Consider the following 16,476-nt stretch of genomic DNA (forward strand, 5'->3'; position numbering starts at 1 on the left):
GAAAGATATCTGCTCATTCCTGCAGCTACGGGACACCGAAGCAACTATAACGTACGTCTCCGGGCGCGATTGAGCGAATTGCACCGTTCATCCTGAACGCAAAAGGCGGCTCGCAACGCAAGTGCAGCTCGGGTCCAATTCAATACCGACAGCGGACTTTACGGCGCCCGAACCGCTCTTGGGCTTAAGGCCAACAGGCAACATACCGTCATCAAAAACGTCCTGCTAATGTCACCCGGACCGCGAATGGCTCTGCGGGATGCACATGGCGATCAGCCACGTCGCCGATCAGCGCGTCGGGCAACCGCGACAGATAATAATACTCGATCTGGTTGCTCTGCGCGTTGAACAGATTGGCCAGAAAGTCCATTCTGACCAGCGCTTTTTTCGCACCGAACATTGGCCGTCGAAGCCGCGTTCTCGTCATTTCTGGCCGATCACCGTCGATTGCCCGGCTACAAGCGGTTCGATGCGCGTTTCACTGAATCCCGCCTCGCGCATCCAATCGGCGCACTCCGACCCACCGTAACCGAACCCAGCGTTGGTCCACAGCAACATGTTCAGGCTTGATAACAATCCACCCACCGCGGTGCGTCGCTCATCGTCAATCAGCATGTCGTAAACAACCACCGCACCGCCTTTTGGGATCGCCTGATAGGCCTTTCGTAAGAGCATCTTCTTTGTAGCCAGGTCCCAATTGTGCAGGACGCGGCCGAACACCAGCACATCCGCTGCCGGAAGATCATCACGGAAGAAGCTCCCCGGGTAGAATCGCAGGCGTTCAGAAAGCTCGTTATCGCTAACATAATCTGCGAAAGCCTTCGCAAGCTCGGGTAAATCGAAGCCGCCACCTATGATGTGGGGATGCATGCGAGCGACCTGCACTGGAAGACACCCTTGTGCTGTACCGATATCCATCAGCGTCCGGTGGTTCGACCAGGGAAACTTTTCCGCGATGGCTTTCGCCGCCGTCAGACTGCCTGCTGTCATTGCGTCTACAAACGTCCGAAAGCGCGCCGGCTCACCATAAATCGTCGCGAAATGCTCCGCGGACGTGCTGCCAATCTGAGGCTCACCGGTTCGCAATGCATCACCTAGCTTCGACCACATCTGGTATTCACGGGCATTGAACTGGTCAAACATACCGCCAAGATATGAGGGCTTATTTCGATCGAGATAGAGGCTGGCTTCCATCGTATTCGCGTATCGTCCATCGGTATCCCGCTCCAGCAACCCGAGTGCGACCAGCGCGTCGAAGAAATCGCATGCTGAGCGGCTATGGACACCGACCATCCGCGCGAGATCTGCAGCCGCCCGCGGCTGCCCACCAAGCGCTGTGAACACGTCCAGTTCAACCGCGCAAAGTAACACTTTGGCACATCGATAGCCGGGACCCAGTGAAAACAACCGATCGGGGGTGATGTCGCTATGCAGCATGACGCTCTGCCTCCGGCCAGATCAGGGCTTTGCCTTGATATCGCCGGCACGCGCGATGGCCGCGACCTTGGCGCGTTCATTTTCAATGATCTTGCCGAATTGCGCGGCCGTGCTGGTGCGAGCGATCAGCCCGCCGCTGGCCAGGCGAGCACCGATTGCCGGATCAGCACCAACCGCGCGAATGTCAGCGCCGATCCGCTCGGCCAGATCCTTCGGCATCCCCTCTGGGCTAAAGAATCCGAGGAAACCCTCCAACGATAGATCGGGGAAGCCCGCTTCAGCCGTGGTCTGAGCTTCGGCAAGCAATGGGCTTCTCTCTCGGTTGGTGACCGCGATGACTTTGATGTTTCCGCTGCCGACCATACCAAGTTGGCTTGCCAGGGCGGAAACGTAGAAGTGAATTCTGCCCTCAGCCAAGTCCTGCAGCGCTGGTGCAATCTCCCGATAAGAGACGTGGGTCAGATCGAGATTGGCGCGTTTGAAAAAACTTGGCACGACGTAGTCGAGGGCACCGGGAGTAGCGCCCCAGTTGAGCTTACCCGGTTGCGCCCGAGCGAGCGCTATGAAGCCCGCAAGTGTATCGATCTTCATGATGCCGGAATCGATACTGCGATCGAGACATCGGCGCCCGAGGATATCGGAATGAGATCGCGCACGGGATCATAGGGCAAATGATCATGATTGAACGCGTTGGTCGTGACTGGACCACCATTGGTATAGAGAAGGGTGTGATTGTCACGCATCCCGATGACGGACGTGACCGCCAGGATTCCGTCCGCTCCCGGCTTGTTCTCGACAATGACCGGTTTGCCCCAACGCAGCGCCAGTCGCTCAGCGTAAAGACGCGCCGAAAGGTCGCCGCCTGTACCCGCGGGGAACGAAGTGATGATCTTCACGCCGCGCTCGGGCCAGACCTCTGCCACCGATGGTGACGGCGCAATGTCGAAGCTTCCAAAACAGACCAAAACGCTCAATGTCCTTGCCAGTGTCGAGTGCATAATCAACCCCTCCTCGGCACGTTTTGATGCGCACCCTTCTTTGAGGAAGTTGCGCGGTAACTGCTGGACTGTACCCCGCGTAGCCCTTAAGCTCCTTGGTTCAGAAACTTAATTGTCCTGAATCCGCTGGCAGAATGGCGGCCTCGATGGATCAAGATCAGGTCAGCTTCGGACCCTTCCATTTCGATCTGAGCGACAGCAAACTGAGCTTTCAGGGCGCGCCGATTGACCTAAGTAGCCGCGCGTTGAATATTCTGCGTGTCCTCGCGTTGGCGAAGGGCAACGTTGTGTCCAAGGATCGACTCCTTGACGCGGTATGGCCTGGCCTGGCCGTGGAGGAGAACAATATCCAGGTCCACATCTCCGCATTGAGAAAAGAACTGGACAGGCGAACCGATGGCGAGAGTTTTATCATTACTATGCCGGGCCGGGGTTATCGTCTCGTCGGACTAGAGCGTCCACCAGAAACCGACCAATCCGAAATGGGCGGCCCTGGAGGGCTCGTCATACCGGGCGCGTCTATCGCGGTCTTACCGTTTCAGAACATGAGTGGCGATCCCGAACAAGAATATTTTGCGGATGGCATCGTTGAAGACATCATCACGGGCCTGTCACGCATCAAGTGGCTGTTCGTGATCGCCCGCAATTCAAGTTTTGTTCATAAGGGAAAAGCTGTTGACCTAAAGCAGATCGGGCACGATCTGGGCGTCCGTTACCTTGTTGAAGGAAGCGTGCGAAAGGCCGGGGATCGGGTACGGATTACGGTTCAACTGATAGATGCGAAGACGGGCGGCCATCTCTGGATCGAGCGTTATGATCGTTTGTTGGACGATATCTTTGCAGTTCAAGACGAGATTACGATGAGGGTCATCGGCGCCATCGAGCCGAACCTCCGAAAAGTCGAGATTGAGCGCGTCAAGCGAAAACGGCCTGATAATCTCGATGCTTATGATCTCGTGTTACGCGCTCTACCTTTTGTACGTACGGGAATGGTACAAGGCGCAAACGCGGCTATCCCGCTGCTGAAACGGGCGTTGGAGCTCGAACCAGAATATGCTTGGGCTCGTGCTCTTCTCGCTCAATGCTTCCACTTTCGCTTCAGCCGAGGCGGACTGGGCGAAGCAGATCGCCTTACTTCAACTCAGCATGCGCGCGCCGCAACGGCGGCTGGCTCGGACGACGCCACAACCCTCGCAATCGCCGCGATGGTTATCTGGTTCGACGGTCACGATGTCACCACGGCCTTTGAACTCTTTGATCGCGCGTTGGCAGCCAGCAACTCGAATGTCGTAGCACTCAGCAATAGCGCATTCGTCCTTGCCTGGATGGGCAATTACGAGTTAGCGATAGAACGTGCGCAACGCGCTATCAAGCTAAGTCCGTTCGACACCTCGAATTCCGATTTGGCATTGGCCGTGGCATACTTCCATATCGAAAATTATGAGAAATCGAAGGAAGCTGCACAGCGGGCCGTCGAAGCAAATTCGGCTTTCAGCATTCCCCGCGTACTGCACACCGCGGCGTTGATGCGACTCGATCGTAGGTCCGAAGCAATCGCAGAAGCAGAGCGCGCGAGGGAACTCGATCCCACTTTACAATACAGAACTGGTCCGTGACTGTTGGGATTGTGCCGGAGATCTTTTCACTGTTTGCTAGCGCATTGCGCGACGCAGGAATTCCAGACAAATAGATCAATTCGCAAGCGCCAAACGCAGGACCGCCGCTTTGCCCTCCAACAGCGCCCGACATCTTCACCGCGGTTATTGGGGCGGGGAGCTTGCAGGACTCTCCGTCGCCGATAAAAGCCACGGAACGGGCGGCGATCCGAAGGCCCCACATTGGACAGTCAGTTCCAAATGGGGAGGAGAATAGGCTACCTCTAAATCAACCAATCTGCTGAGGCCCCCGCCATTCGTTAACTGTATGCTCTTATTGTTCGGCAGACATGGTCAAGACATGTCGTTCATGAACGGATTGGCGGAACACGTGCAGCAGATCGAAACCAATGACCCTATCGAGGCCCGACGTAGCCGCTACGCCCAGTACCGAGGGCTAGTTGCCACCCTCACCTTCGGCCGCGCGACGGTGAGAGGCATGGTCAGATCGGTCAAGGAAGACAGCTCTTGTACCCCAGTTCGATGGTTGATCACTATCGCTCCGACATAGCAGCTGGCAATTCGTAAGGGTGACCGGCCTCCACCGCGCCTGACCGCCATCCCATTATTTCCGCGAGTCCGCTTGGGCTCCATGAGTAACCGGCGCTAAGGGATCTCCCAAACGATTCTTGCTGGGCGTCCTAAAAGCCGAGCCAACTCTCCCTTGTTCCTGTCCCCTCGGTAAGTTGCGCCGTCGCCTCGACATTCGTGGAAATCCAGGCGCTGACGCCGCAGGCTTCGGGGCGCCATCCACCCCAAAGCCACGCCGGTGATCCTGACGACGCCGGAAGAGATCTACCTGGATGACCGCACCTGTGAGGAGGCCTTGCTGCTGCAGCGCCGATTGCGGACGGCTTACTCCGGATCGTCGCCCGTGGCCTCCAGCGTAGACGTGCATGATCCGCTCCCCAGCACGACAACGCTGATGGAATGCAACCTGGTCGCTCCACGAATTGGCGATACGCGAGCGAACGGAGGCCCTTAGACTTCCGACATCACCATCCGTAGAAGTTCTTGGCGATGGCCAGTGTCTCAAGTTCGCTCGTCTCTAAAGCAATCTTTTGAACCAGCATCACATCCCCGTCGACCAGCTCACCAGCCGGAACAAAGCACCATCCCATTCCTAGTTGACCGGATGCATCGACCTCGCGGACATTGGCCGACGTGCCCCGACGGATGCGGTACCGCGTTCCGGTATCGGACCCGAGCACTTCGAAATAACCTTTCCGATCAAACTGCAATCGCTGCTGTGGGGTGAGCCAGCCCTGGAGCAGGCGCACCCCTTTTTTCCGTCTCTCCTCCTGGCAGCTTCGATAGAAAGCGCCGCACGCCCGACGCCGAAAGATCTTGAGGTAATGAAAACCAGCCACGACAATCACTCGTTCATTTGAAAGGCAGCATACGAATTCCAGAGTAGGATGCCGAGAAGCCAGCATACGTTCCTAGCGCTCGAGCACGCGGATTGTCGCCCGAGGACTCGCCGTCATGCCTTGATGTATGGGCAATATCCGCTCCGCGCTGCTTGCACTATGGAGCGGAATGCGGCCGGAGCGACCCATCGCCTTCCAGGGGCATTTGCATCGTGAACCTGGTCTCTGTCTCGGACGACGCGACCTCAATCGAGCCGCCATGCGCCTTGGCAATTTCCGCGGCGATGTACAAACCAAGTCCCAGTCCTTGCGAAGGACCGTGCGTCTTTCCTCGGTAGAATGGCTGAAACAGGCGCGTCCGCGCCTCCTCCGGAATAGCCGCACCTCCATTGGCCACCGAGAGCTCGAACATCTCTGCTTTGGCGGTAGCTTCGACCCGCACGGGCAGATCCGGCGCGCCGTGGCCGATTGCGTTCCCGAGCAGGTTCGAGAACAACTGGGCGATACGGGCCGGATCGCAGAAGACCGGTGTCTCGACCTCGAAGCTGGCTTCGATGCGGCGCTCCGGATGAGCCGCCGTCAATTCGGCGACGACCTGGTCTAGCACGGGTTCAATCGCCGTGATTGACTTGGACAGCGAGATGCCACCGCCAAGGCGGCCTCGTGCCAAATCCATGACGCTCTCGATCATCTTGGCCATCCGCCCGACGCTGCTCTGCATCATGGACTCGAGCCGTAGCGCGTCTTCCGGCGTCTTGGCCTTGAGCATCAGCCGTGCACCGGCCGCAATGGATGCGAGGGGGTTGCGCAGGTCGTGGCCGAGCACGGCGATGAACTGCTCACGCAACTCCGCGTTCGCGCGCTCCTGCTGCAGACGCTCCTCTAGAGCCGTCTTGAGCTGGTCGCTTTCCTTGCGAGCGTCGATCAGCTCCCGCTCATAGCGGCGCCGGTCTGTGGCTCGCATGATCGTCAGGCGCGTGAACAGGAGCGCATCAGCATCGGTCCGCCGCTCACGTGCGTTGGCAATCGCCGGCAGTCGCGTTCCGGTTTTGGTCAGGAGATCGAGGGCGAACTCGTCGAAGAAACCTTGCATACGCAGCAGCGGCGCCACATGGGTCTCCAGGAATATGCGTCCTGCCATGTTGAGCAGGTCGCTCAGTCGCATCCCAGGAAGGTCGTCCGGCTGGTAGCCCATCCAGCCCGCCAACGTTCGATTGGCACGATCGATGCGGCCATCCGGACGAACGGAGAGGTACCCGCACGGCGCGTTTTCGTAGAGGTCTTCGAAATCGCTATCGGCGGGATAATTGTTGTTCACTCAGATGAATTCTCGGATTGCGGCGACGACCTCGTCAGGCGCGCTCAGGTTGGGACAATGGCCGGTCGCCTTCAGCACGACCATTTCGCTGTTCGGGATGTTGCGCTGCACGTACGCACCCACCTGCTGCCCGGCGATGATGTCTTCGCTGCACTGGAGGATCAGCGTGCGAGCGTTGACCTTGTCCAGGTCCGCGCGATTGTCGGACAGGAACGTGACCCGGGCGAACTCCTTGGCGATCGCAGGATCCGTACGGCAGAAGCTATTCGTGAGCTCCTCGCCGAGTTCGGGACGATTGGGGTTGCCCATGATGGCGGGCGCCATTTGCGCCGACCAGCCCATGTGGTTCTCTTCCAGGAAGGAAAGAAGCTGTTCGATTTGCTCGGCGCTGAAGCCGCCGACATAGTCGCCATCGTCAATGTAGCGGGCCGAAGGGCCCACAAGGATGAGGCTTTCGAACAATGTGGGGTCCTTGATCGCGGCCAGGACTCCGATCATCGCGCTGACGGAGTGTCCTACGAAGACCGCGCCTTTCAGCCCAAGCGCTTGGCCAATCTCGACGACATCGTCGGCATAGCCGGACAATTTGGAATACTTCTGGCGATCGTAAGCGGTGAGGTCCGAGCGGCCCGCTCCGACGTGGTCGAACAGCACCGTGCTGAAATCGGCCTCGAAGGCCGGCGCCACGAACCGCCACATGTTCTGATCGCACCCGAACCCATGAGCGAACATCATCGCACGCTCGCCGCGGCCACGGACTTGCACGTTGTTACGGAACTCGACCGACACTTGGTACCCCTTGAGCGTGAGACAGTTCTTGCGGTTCGGCGAACCTAGGGTGAACTGAATCGCTGCGCATCCCCTTCGCGCGCCGGGCAGCTATGACGTTCGGATGAGGAGTTCGGACAGAGCCTCGACCAACTGCGCCGGCGCGAAGGGCTTGGGCAGGATCACGCTACGCGGCACACCGTTCGATACCCAGCGATGGGCGCTATCGCCGGAGACGTAGACGATTGCGCAGCTTGGATCGTGCTCCCGTACGCGACGGGCCAGCGCCCACCCGTCCATTCTGGCGCGGCCCAGATTGATATCGGTGATTAGGGCTCGGGGCAGAGAACTCCCGCTGAGCAGGTCGGCAGCCTCCTCGCCGGATGCGGCGCTGAGGACGCCGAAACCGGCCTCCAGCAATGTCTCCTCGAGCATTTCGCGAAGAAGATCTTCATCCTCGACCAAGAGAATGATCGATCTCGCTCCGATGTCTTGGGAGTTGCTCAGGTGCATCCTCGCGCATCTCTCATTTTCAGAGCACCCCAGACACGACGCTGGGGCTGCCAGCCACAACGTAACCAGAGGCAAACCGTTCACTTGCCCAGATGGGGCGCTGCTGGTCGCGGAACCGCAAGCGACAAATACTGGTGACGCTATCCTGAATCTTCTGACGACAGTCAATCCACCATTAGTAGGTGCTTCGGGTGCCACCGCAGCGTGTGCAGGGGGGATGCGATGACTTGCCTGCACATCGGCATCACGTGTGCAAGACCACGCGACGATCCCAATTCAGCAATCGTGCTCATTCCCGCACGCGGCTAGGTCTACGCGAGCGAAAGTAGTTCGATTTTTGCGAGCCAGTGCTTACAGTTCGGTCGAACTGAACGCCGAATCGAGAGAACTGGTATGCAATATCGAGCCTGCATCGTTGATGCGAATGGTCACGAGAACTCCCGCACCTTCGTCTGCGCCAACGACGAAGACGCCGTCGTCTGGGCGAGGCAGATGCTGCACGGTAATTCCGTCGAACTCTGGTGTAGTGAGCGACTGGTGAAGCGTTTGCTTGCTTCAGAGCACAGCCGGGCCGTAACGCATGAGGTGCATGAAGGTCGAATGGTGCCAAAAGGAAAACAATGAGCTACCCTGCAACGCGGGCTTATGGAGCCGCGATGCTGACCGTCTCTTCAATGATCCTCGTTTCGTCGCCCTCGCCCGCCAGTATTGCGCTGTAGTAGCCATGGAAGGGCTGATCGCCCACTTTGGCCTGCCACTCTCCGACGTTGAGTATAAGCGAACCTTCGCCGCGAGATATGACACGCCTGACTGAGTAGTCGTGCAGTCCTATCTTTAGGGCTTCTTGAAAACTTTGCCGTATGGCATCGCGCCTTGGAAGATCCCGCCAGGAGTAACTCTGATTGCGTTCTCGTCGAATGCTGCCGCCATTGCCTCGAGGTCGCGCCGATTGTACGCGGATGCAAAATTCTTCTGAAGAATGGCGCTCGCACTCTCGGCCGATAGGTTCTCTTGGGCGCCGAGTCCCAGAGAGATGAAGAGCAGGAACGCTGCCGCAAATGTGGTTCTCACTATCAATGCCTCCGTCGTTGGGTAGTTGCAGGTCAGGCTGACTTGCCGTGACGGTGGCTGCTTTCTGTCCGCGTCCACCTTGCGCACCTGCTGGGTCGCGGTCTACGGCGCATGCACCTTCCGCTTCAAATTTCCAGGTCAACCGGCTACGCCCGGGGACGGCTCACAGGAGCGCGCAAACCCAAGGACGAGCCAGATGTCTGAAGTGACCTGCTATGTCGCTCTACCGTTCCTTTTCTCCGATGACGGCGTGGCCGCCGGCGAGGCGGCGGAATGCCTGAGCGTCAATGCCGCGCTCATGCGGGCGGAGGCGCTCTCCCGCAAGCTTGGCCATGCCGGCGCCATCGCGTTGCCCCCGACCGCGGACCCGTCAAGCGGCGACTTTCAACGACGCCAAGCTGATCCGGAAGTTCGGCGACGTTCCGGACGACCTCAGTACCTTGTGAAACTCCACTGGATCCGGAACGAGATCGCCCGCATGCGTGGGCAGATCCGCGAGAGGAGCGCGAACATCCACATGCTGCAGCGCGCCGGCGTCGCGACCGCCTCGGCCGAGCTGCTGCTCTCGAGGATGCGGGCCAAGGTCGACGACCTCTGCCCGGAGCGGGACGCGCTCCAGCCGGCAAGCTACCGGCCCGGTTGATATCCAGCGGACATGAAAGCTGGTTCGCACTCGCCGAAGCCTTGAGGCCTAGGCTCCCCCGCTGCTTCCGGAGGGGTCGATGATGGCCGCACACCGGTAAAGGTCCTCTCGCATACAGGCGGCCAAGGAGATCGAGGTCGAGGGACTGAGATCATCGCGATCATTTGCAACGCGGGGCGCGGCCATGCTCGGAAGGAGGTGTCGGAGCGGGAATTGATGTCTCCATGGACGACAGGAAGTGGATTGCCATCATGATCGCTCGATGCTGCTGCTGGTAGGTAGGCAGTGCCATCACGCATGAGAGCTAATCAACACACGGCCAGATCTGATCGCTTCACATAAAGCCTGGATTCCGAGGCAGATACTGGGCCCAACTGCCGAAGTTGCGGGATGACATCAGCAGCATCGGGAATTTGATCCGCATGCCGTGCTCCAGCGCCGTCATTAGGACGGCTTCGCTCGCGCCCGGTAGAAATGCCGATACTTGCGGCGCACCACTCTCGAGCGCCAGGCGCAGCGCCGTCCTGAAGGCGGTGGCTGCGGCGCCGGGCTGCAGGACCGCGACGGGTCCAATATGGCCGCCGGTGTCGATGTAAACGTAGCCGGCCCAATCATCCCCATCGTACAGGCTAAAGCCCCGCGTTCGGCCGTCCTTGATGAGATAGCGATGGTGCTTCTGGCGGGATACCCCAAGCACCCGCTCGTCCGCCTGCATGAGGCGAGCCAGCGTCGAAGCGTCTTCGTCGAGCGGAGCGCATTTGAATTGCGGCCAATGCAGCCGATCGACCAACCGCTCTCGGGGCACGCTCACGGTGTAGATTGGAAACCGTGGGAACAGTCCACGTCGGATGTAGAGCCCCTGCGAGACGGCGTTGAAGGAGAAGGTGATCAGAACCCAGTTGGAAGCGCCGGACTTCCTGGCGTGATCCAACGTCCTTTCGATCAGCTCGTTGCCGACGCTTCCACCCTGCCGGTCAGGCGATACGAAGAGCTGCGCCAGAAACCAGATGTCGCCACAGACCCAGCTCCAAGCGAAGCCGAGGATCCGGCTCTCGTCTTCCGCGATCCAGAGACCGTCGGGATCGTCCGTCAGAGAGAACAACTGAAAATTTGGAGGACTCGTTGCGGCCATGGGCCCAAAGCCATGACGGACCGTGAGATCGTTTATGCTGGCGACGACCAGCGCATCGGCAAGCTCCAGGTCCTCCGCGCGAGCGGGCCGGTAAACCACTGTCATCGGACGGCTCCATCATCACACGGAACGTCGAAAGGAACCCTGCGAAAGAGCAGCTCCACAAGGAGGTTGCGAAAACCCTAAGCGAGGTATTCCGCACGCCTAACAGCACTGCCGGAGGCCAAGCGCCTTGTCGGGCGCCAAGGCACAGACGCGGTCAGACGCTGCAGTCCGAGCCGCTCAGCTCAGAACCATTCGCCCGGCGTGTATTTGTCGATGATGAGAACAGAGAGGGACAGCAGCAGGCCCAAACCACTAAACATCGCCACCCAAACGGCGGTGTCGATGTCTTCGATTGATTCCGCGGACGCGCGGGGCAGCAGCCATGCAATTGCAGCATTCATGTCACTCTCCCTTGAGGGCGGCAGAGCCCAAGGCCCACCACAAGAGCAGTCGTTTGTTTCAAAATGACTTCGTGGGATTAACGAAGCGGCTTCTCGACACAGCGAAAACGCCTGTCTTTTTCGCGGCCGGTCCGGCTTCTGTTCTATTGCCTGACGAGGCCGCGCCAGGCCTTGCGCGTGTAGGGGCCAATGAAAATTCCGGTCTTCATGCAGGCCTGCCCCGCAGCGGCACACTGCGAATCCGCGTCTGGATGCCTGGATCCGTCTTGTTTGCAATGCGCGATGGCTTCTGAGCACGTCGCTGCGGAGGCCGGCGAGGTGAACAGGCAGGTGGCGAAAACAGCAGCTGTCGATATTCGCATGGGAGCCGATCCCGGCTGTGATGCAATCGACGCATCATAACCAGAAGGCCGGGTCGCAGGGAAATCTCCTATTTCGCAGGCGGGCGCAGCCCACCTGCGGGCCGCCGGATCCTGCAGTGGGTCGTCGCCGACGGGAAGCTGCGGTATTTTTGCACCGTAATTTTTTCCCCTACAACGGCCAGTCTACCTAACTCCAGGTCCGTTCGATCCAGACCAAAATCTTGATCCAGTCCGCTCGTTTCGATCGAAACACGAAGGCTGCTCCACTGAACGGGTCGAGACGAAGCATTCTCCGCACCTTCGCCGCCAGTCCCTGGTGACCACAGTTGAAATCGATCGCCGCGCGGCGATTTCACTCATCAGATCGGGAACCGGCCGTGATCATCGTCACGATTCGCGCAGTCACCTGGACAGTTGCTCACAGTCGTGATCCACCCTGCCCTCAGACCCAATTGAGCACACGAAATCCTTGTCAGACGATAACTGATAAGGTTTGCGACCAATCCTTATCGGTCTGAAGCGGTATCTCCACTTCGGATCGTTACAAGCAAGCCGACTGATGCGCTGTCCTTTGAATTGTCATCAGATTAGGCCCCACTTTCCGCCACTGCGCTCGTCTTCAGGAGGCGTCGCACGATGTGTTCATATCGCCCGAACTGGCATGACAGCCGCGGGCAAGTCAGGCCAAGCGTATGCCCTTGAGGTCTTGAACCCAGCGATGAAGCACGTTACCGAACGCCCTTTTGTCGATCCACAAGCCGCAGCCCGCAAGCTGCTCGAGCTCGCCGCCAGCATAGAGCCGGTCCAGGACGGTCGAATCCACATCGAGAAGATCAAACTACCCCATCCTCTACACGCTCCAGGCAAGCGGCGCGGAGTTCGGTGCCGGCATCAGGTGTGCTGTCGAGAAGGGCTGGCTAGGGCTGCATGAGAGCGGCACCTATCCGCGGCTCCTAACGCCCGGCTAGAATCTCCTGGCGCTCCGGTAAGGAACCATGCATCTTTGCCGGGCTTGCTGTCTCGCTAGCTCTCTCCTTCGAGCTGGCGGCACGCCCCGTTCCGAAAATGAACACCGCACAACTACCGGAATCGGGGACAACGATGATGTCGATCGGCTGGGCGCCCATCGCCTGGTAGGCGATACTGACACTCCACTCTGCATAGCGCGTGTCGGGTAGTTGAAAGACAACCATGACAGCCGCCACGGCCTTATTGTCGCCGCCAGCGTTGTTCGGATCAACCGTTCTCTCATCTCCTTCGCGTCAGAGGCTTCCCTCGAAGGCCGGCCTAAGCGCAGAGATCTGCGGGGCCCATGCGTTCATTTCATAGCTCGCTGATTATGCAGCAGCATCGGTGACCGCGAAGCGGGTGGTCGCGACAACCGCCTGACACGTGACTGAGGCAGAGGTCGGTTTTCGGGAACAACTATCGGCGGCGTGATGTCTGCTCCGCAGGGTCTACATCGCCAGATAGCGCCTTCGAATATCATCATTTCCTGAAAGGCCTGTCGTGCTTTCACGATGTACGACTTTGCCCTTATCGATGACGAGCGCCTCCTGTGCAATCCGCAGGCAGAAATGCATGTTCTGTTCAGCCAGCAAAATCGTGGCGCCACCCGCACCCAATTCTCGCAAGACCCTGCTGATGTCGGCGACAATGATCGGCGCCAGCCCTTCGCTAGGCTCGTCAAGCAGCAAGACCAGCGGGTTTCCCATCAGCGCACGAGCGATCACCAGCAGCTGTTGCTCGCCGCCGGAAAGGCGGCCTGCCTGGCGGGATCGAAGCCTTGTAAGAAGCGGGAACGTTTCCCAGATCCGCGGCAGCGTCCAGTCACGCCGGCCGCCAGGGCCGCTCTTGGCCGCGATCAGGAGGTTGTCCTCCACACTGTGCTCGGGGAATACTTGCCGGTCTTCCGGCACATAAGCCATTCCCAGTTGCGCGCGCGCGTGAGGTGGTGCGTGCGTGATGTCGCGGCCAGCGAAGAAGATGTGGCCGCTGCGCACCGGGACAATGCCAGCGAGCGCCTTCATTGTCGTGCTCTTGCCCGCGCCATTTCGGCCGAGCAGCGCTAGTGTACACTTTTCCTGGAGCTCAGCATCGACGCCGAATAGGATCTGGCTCGCGCCGTAGAACACGCTTACGCCCTCCGCACGCAAGAGCTCGGTCAAGTCGCGTTCTCCTCTGCCCCAAGATAGGCGTCGATGACAGCCTGGTTGTTGCGGATCTGGTCTGGGGTGCCCTCGGCCAGCACCTTGCCGTAGCAGAGCACGCGAATGCTGCTGGCAACCTTGAAGACGATATCCATGTCGTGCTCGATGAAAATAAGGGTTAGCTTTCGGCGTTCCCAAAGAGCGCGAACGCGCTCAATCATGCGCCAGCGTTCGTCCGGGCCCATGCCAGCCGTAGGTTCATCGAGCAACAGCACTTTGGGCTCCAACGCGAGCGCAATAGCGATATCAAGCAGCTTCTGATCGCCATGCGAGAGGATGTTCGCCTCGACATTGGCAACATCGGTCAACCCGACGAACTCCATCACATCGTCCGCACGCTCGCGCATGCCAGGGGACGGAAAGCGATGAGACAGGCTGGCCCAGCGGCCGGCGTGGGCCGTGACCGCAGCCATCAAGTTCGCGCGCACAGTCATGGTCGGAAAACAACTCGCGACTTGGAAGGCACGACCAATGCCCCGCCGCATGCGTTCCGTTTTGGAGAGCTGGAGAATGTCCTCACCGTCAAGCAGCACCTCGCCAGAATCGGCGATGAACGCGCCACTGATCAGGTTGAAGAAGGTCGTCTTGCCGGCCCCGTTCGGTCCGATAATTGCTGATAAGCTGCCGGAGGGAAAGGCAAGCGACACGTCGTCGATCGCGCGCACGCCGCCGAATGACTTCGTGAGATGATTGATCTCAACGTTCATCGCGCGCGCTTGCTCCAGACGAGGTGGATGAAATCGAGTACGCCACGGCGCAGGCCAAGCGCGAATGCGAGGATCACGACGCCCAGGACAAGTCCGTGATACTCCGTAAAACGCTGTACCAGGTCGTTCAGCGCGAGCAGGATCATCGCGCCCAGCACGGGCCCGAGGAAGCTGTTGATGCCTCCCAGCATGACCGCAAAAATCGCTTGGCCCGAGTTGGGCCAATCGGCCAGCTCGGGATAGGCGCCTGATACGAACAGGGCTGCCAGCACGCCTCCAATCCCGGCGAAGCCGCCCGCGATCGTGAATGCCAGCAGCCGGGCGCGCCACAGGACGATGCCGACAAAGCTGGCGCGTTCCGCATTGTCGCGGACCATGCGCAACGTATTCCCCAACGGACTCATCGAGACATGGCGGAGCGCCAACAATCCGAGCACGGCTACGATGGCGCAGAACTGGTATAGATGAAGCTGCGAGCCCAGGTCGAAACCAAAGATGTGACGGCGAGGAATACCACCGCGCAACCCCTGATCACCTCCCGTCAGGCTCTGCCATGAAACAATAACGCTGAAGAAGAGCATCTGCACCGCGAGGGTGATGAAAGCGAAATAGTCCGTGCTTAGTCGGACGCAGATTGCGCCAACCAGGAGAGCGGCGATGGTCGTCAGAGCCACCGCGAATAGCGCCGCGACCGGCAGAGGCAATTCCGTCAACTGCATCGTGAGGCCAAATGCATAGGCGGCGAAGCCATAGAACATTCCGTGGCCGAATGAGACCATTCCTGTATTGCCGACCAGCAGATTGAGCGAGGTCGCGAACAGCGCCATCGCGCTGAGACGGATAATGAAATCCTCGAAGGCGGGGCTACGATGCAACATTGGAATCGCGAGCACCAAGATCAGCACGATCGCGGCGAACAGGGCATCGCGCAAGGCAGGATTGCGATTCATAGAGGGCGGCCGAACAGTCCCTGCGGGCGCAGGACCAATATACCAATCATCACGATGTAGATAAGCCCATCTGTGAAGCCGGGGAAGCCGATCGTGCCGAAGCCTCGAACGAGCCCGATGACGAGCGCCGCAACCATCGCACCAGCGATCGAGCCCATACCGCCGATCACGGTGACGATGAATCCCTCGATCAGGATCGAGAAGCCCATGCCGGGCGAAAGCGAGCGAACGGGACCCGCGAGCGCGCCTGCGAGGCCAGCGAGCCCACCGCCGATCGCAAAGACGATCGCGAATAGCACCGTCGTATTGACCCCGAGTGCCGAGACCATCTGCGGATTGACCGCCGCGGCCCGAACTGTCTTGCCGAGGCGCGTTCTGGACAGCCCGAGGCTGAGCACCATGGCTATCAGCGCTGCTATTCCGATCAGCACGGCGTAAAACGGGGGCACGACGCCGCCTGCAATGAACAGCGGCGGGACCTGAAAGGCAGCCGGCATTCCCATGGCGCGGAACTCGGGACCCCAGACAATCTTGACGACGTCGTCGAAGATCAGCACCACGGCGTAGCACACCAGAAGCTGCATAAGCACGTTGCTGCCGTAGACCCGGCTCATCAGCACGCGTTCGAAGAGCACGCCGAACAAGGCCATGGCCACCGCACCCGCCAACACGGCGAGCGCGTAACTATCCGTCGCGGCATATGCGCTGTAAGCTACATAGCCGCCCAGCATGTAGAAGGTGCCGTGGGCGAAGTTGACGATCTTGAGAACGCCGAAGATCAGCGTCAAGCCGGCAGCCACCAGGAATAACAGCATGCCCACGATCAGGCCGCTGGTGGCCTGCGTCACCACACAGGCGGGGGTCGTAAAACATGCGCCCAGCGCGTTGAAGTCCAT

Annotated in this window: 19 protein-coding genes and 2 pseudogenes; 5 read left to right on the forward strand and 16 right to left on the reverse strand. The window is 59.5% G+C overall.

Annotation, left to right across the window (positions count from 1 at the left end; translation table 11 throughout):
- Positions 1 to 211: 211 nt before the first annotated feature.
- From IVA75_RS30395 to IVA75_RS40090, 4 genes are read right to left on the reverse strand one after another with little or no spacing between them, the layout of a single operon-like run.
- A complete protein-coding gene (locus IVA75_RS30395) occupies positions 212 to 400 on the reverse strand; it encodes a hypothetical protein (protein ID WP_247288319.1) in 189 nt (62 codons plus the stop codon).
- Positions 401 to 423: 23 nt separating this feature from the next.
- Positions 424 to 1,437, reverse strand: a complete 1,014-nt coding sequence (locus IVA75_RS30400) for an acetylserotonin O-methyltransferase (RefSeq protein ID WP_247288257.1) — start codon at positions 1,435 to 1,437, stop codon at positions 424 to 426.
- Positions 1,438 to 1,458: 21 nt separating this feature from the next.
- Complete coding sequence (locus IVA75_RS40085) at positions 1,459 to 2,028, reverse strand: tripartite tricarboxylate transporter substrate-binding protein (RefSeq protein ID WP_253075322.1); 570 nt, start codon at positions 2,026 to 2,028, stop codon at positions 1,459 to 1,461.
- Positions 2,025 to 2,435 (reverse strand): tripartite tricarboxylate transporter substrate-binding protein, encoded by a 411-nt coding sequence (locus IVA75_RS40090; protein ID WP_253075321.1) that lies wholly within the window; start codon positions 2,433 to 2,435, stop codon positions 2,025 to 2,027. The genes IVA75_RS40085 and IVA75_RS40090 overlap by 4 nt, the downstream gene beginning before the upstream one ends.
- 146 nt (positions 2,436 to 2,581) lie before the next feature.
- On the opposite strand from IVA75_RS40090, the gene IVA75_RS30410 reads away from it, so the two are divergent.
- Positions 2,582 to 4,051, forward strand: a complete 1,470-nt coding sequence (locus IVA75_RS30410; RefSeq protein WP_247288255.1) for a winged helix-turn-helix domain-containing tetratricopeptide repeat protein — start codon at positions 2,582 to 2,584, stop codon at positions 4,049 to 4,051.
- Between the two features lie 1,034 nt (positions 4,052 to 5,085).
- Here the strand turns inward: IVA75_RS30410 and IVA75_RS30415 are convergent.
- From IVA75_RS30415 to IVA75_RS30430, 4 genes are all read right to left on the reverse strand, one after another.
- Positions 5,086 to 5,436: a hypothetical protein gene (locus IVA75_RS30415; protein ID WP_247288310.1), complete on the reverse strand. Its 351-nt coding sequence runs from the start codon at positions 5,434 to 5,436 to the stop codon at positions 5,086 to 5,088.
- 181 nt (positions 5,437 to 5,617) lie between these two features.
- Entirely contained in the window at positions 5,618 to 6,778 is a 1,161-nt protein-coding gene (locus tag IVA75_RS30420; RefSeq protein WP_247288253.1) for a PAS domain-containing sensor histidine kinase, read from the reverse strand.
- Positions 6,779 to 7,567 (reverse strand): alpha/beta hydrolase, encoded by a 789-nt coding sequence (locus tag IVA75_RS30425; protein ID WP_247288251.1) that lies wholly within the window; start codon positions 7,565 to 7,567, stop codon positions 6,779 to 6,781.
- Between the two features lie 90 nt (positions 7,568 to 7,657).
- On the reverse strand, positions 7,658 to 8,059 hold the full coding sequence (locus IVA75_RS30430) for a response regulator (protein ID WP_247288249.1): 402 nt from the start codon (positions 8,057 to 8,059) through the stop codon (positions 7,658 to 7,660).
- 393 nt (positions 8,060 to 8,452) lie between these two features.
- Between IVA75_RS30430 and IVA75_RS30435 the strand changes: the two genes are divergently transcribed.
- Entirely contained in the window at positions 8,453 to 8,683 is a 231-nt protein-coding gene (locus IVA75_RS30435) for a hypothetical protein (RefSeq protein ID WP_247288247.1), read from the forward strand.
- Between the two features lie 210 nt (positions 8,684 to 8,893).
- On the opposite strand, the gene IVA75_RS30440 is transcribed toward IVA75_RS30435, so the two are convergent.
- A complete protein-coding gene (locus tag IVA75_RS30440) occupies positions 8,894 to 9,130 on the reverse strand; it encodes a hypothetical protein (protein ID WP_247288245.1) in 237 nt (78 codons plus the stop codon).
- 196 nt (positions 9,131 to 9,326) lie between these two features.
- Here IVA75_RS30440 and IVA75_RS30445 point away from each other — a divergent pair.
- Positions 9,327 to 9,576 (forward strand): annotated as a pseudogene (locus tag IVA75_RS30445) (hypothetical protein).
- 32 nt (positions 9,577 to 9,608) lie between these two features.
- Positions 9,609 to 9,773 (forward strand): hypothetical protein, encoded by a 165-nt coding sequence (locus IVA75_RS30450; protein WP_247288244.1) that lies wholly within the window; start codon positions 9,609 to 9,611, stop codon positions 9,771 to 9,773.
- A 334-nt stretch (positions 9,774 to 10,107) separates the two neighbouring features.
- On the opposite strand, the gene IVA75_RS30455 is transcribed toward IVA75_RS30450, so the two are convergent.
- The 3 genes from IVA75_RS30455 to tnpB all read right to left on the reverse strand — a co-directional run bounded on the left by IVA75_RS30455 (position 10,108) and on the right by tnpB (position 12,050).
- Complete coding sequence (locus tag IVA75_RS30455; protein WP_247288241.1) at positions 10,108 to 11,010, reverse strand: GNAT family N-acetyltransferase; 903 nt, start codon at positions 11,008 to 11,010, stop codon at positions 10,108 to 10,110.
- Positions 11,011 to 11,192: 182 nt separating this feature from the next.
- Positions 11,193 to 11,351, reverse strand: coding sequence for a hypothetical protein (locus IVA75_RS30460; RefSeq protein ID WP_247288239.1), 159 nt, complete (start codon positions 11,349 to 11,351; stop codon positions 11,193 to 11,195).
- 549 nt (positions 11,352 to 11,900) lie between these two features.
- Entirely contained in the window at positions 11,901 to 12,050 is a 150-nt protein-coding gene (gene tnpB / locus IVA75_RS30465; RefSeq protein ID WP_256468222.1) for a transposase, read from the reverse strand.
- Positions 12,051 to 12,431: 381 nt separating this feature from the next.
- On the opposite strand from tnpB, the pseudogene IVA75_RS30470 reads away from it, so the two are divergent.
- Positions 12,432 to 12,681: pseudogene (locus tag IVA75_RS30470) on the forward strand (hypothetical protein).
- A 489-nt stretch (positions 12,682 to 13,170) separates the two neighbouring features.
- Here IVA75_RS30470 and IVA75_RS30475 read toward each other — a convergent pair.
- From IVA75_RS30475 to IVA75_RS30490, 4 genes are read right to left on the reverse strand one after another with little or no spacing between them, the layout of a single operon-like run.
- Positions 13,171 to 13,881 (reverse strand): ABC transporter ATP-binding protein, encoded by a 711-nt coding sequence (locus IVA75_RS30475; protein WP_247288237.1) that lies wholly within the window; start codon positions 13,879 to 13,881, stop codon positions 13,171 to 13,173.
- A complete protein-coding gene (locus IVA75_RS30480) occupies positions 13,878 to 14,630 on the reverse strand; it encodes an ABC transporter ATP-binding protein (protein WP_247288236.1) in 753 nt (250 codons plus the stop codon). The genes IVA75_RS30475 and IVA75_RS30480 overlap by 4 nt, the downstream gene beginning before the upstream one ends.
- Positions 14,627 to 15,523: a branched-chain amino acid ABC transporter permease gene (locus tag IVA75_RS30485; RefSeq protein WP_247288308.1), complete on the reverse strand. Its 897-nt coding sequence runs from the start codon at positions 15,521 to 15,523 to the stop codon at positions 14,627 to 14,629. Before IVA75_RS30485 ends, IVA75_RS30480 begins: the two co-directional genes overlap by 4 nt.
- Before the next feature lie 53 nt (positions 15,524 to 15,576).
- Positions 15,577 to 16,476, reverse strand: a complete 900-nt coding sequence (locus IVA75_RS30490; protein ID WP_247288235.1) for a branched-chain amino acid ABC transporter permease — start codon at positions 16,474 to 16,476, stop codon at positions 15,577 to 15,579.

This window comes from Bradyrhizobium sp. 134 (genome assembly GCF_023074155.1).
Classification (GTDB): Bacteria; Pseudomonadota; Alphaproteobacteria; order Rhizobiales; family Xanthobacteraceae; genus Bradyrhizobium.

Bases quoted from the DNA above. Each gene is read 5' to 3' on its own strand.
- IVA75_RS30395 (WP_247288319.1), bottom strand. From the start codon at position 400: ATGTTCGGTGCGAAAAAAGCGCTGGTCAGAATGGACTTTCTGGCCAAT.
- IVA75_RS30400 (WP_247288257.1), bottom strand. From the start codon at position 1,437: ATGCTGCATAGCGACATCACCCCCGATCGGTTGTTTTCACTGGGTCCC.
- IVA75_RS40085 (WP_253075322.1), bottom strand. From the start codon at position 2,028: ATGAAGATCGATACACTTGCGGGCTTCATAGCGCTCGCTCGGGCGCAA.
- IVA75_RS40090 (WP_253075321.1), bottom strand. From the start codon at position 2,435: ATGCACTCGACACTGGCAAGGACATTGAGCGTTTTGGTCTGTTTTGGA.
- IVA75_RS30410 (WP_247288255.1), top strand. From the start codon at position 2,582: ATGGATCAAGATCAGGTCAGCTTCGGACCCTTCCATTTCGATCTGAGC.
- IVA75_RS30430 (WP_247288249.1), bottom strand. From the start codon at position 8,059: ATGCACCTGAGCAACTCCCAAGACATCGGAGCGAGATCGATCATTCTC.
- IVA75_RS30435 (WP_247288247.1), top strand. From the start codon at position 8,453: ATGCAATATCGAGCCTGCATCGTTGATGCGAATGGTCACGAGAACTCC.
- IVA75_RS30450 (WP_247288244.1), top strand. From the start codon at position 9,609: ATGCGTGGGCAGATCCGCGAGAGGAGCGCGAACATCCACATGCTGCAG.
- IVA75_RS30455 (WP_247288241.1), bottom strand. From the start codon at position 11,010: ATGACAGTGGTTTACCGGCCCGCTCGCGCGGAGGACCTGGAGCTTGCC.
- IVA75_RS30460 (WP_247288239.1), bottom strand. From the start codon at position 11,351: ATGAATGCTGCAATTGCATGGCTGCTGCCCCGCGCGTCCGCGGAATCA.
- IVA75_RS30480 (WP_247288236.1), bottom strand. From the start codon at position 14,630: ATGAACGTTGAGATCAATCATCTCACGAAGTCATTCGGCGGCGTGCGC.
- IVA75_RS30490 (WP_247288235.1), bottom strand. From the start codon at position 16,476: ATGGACTTCAACGCGCTGGGCGCATGTTTTACGACCCCCGCCTGTGTG.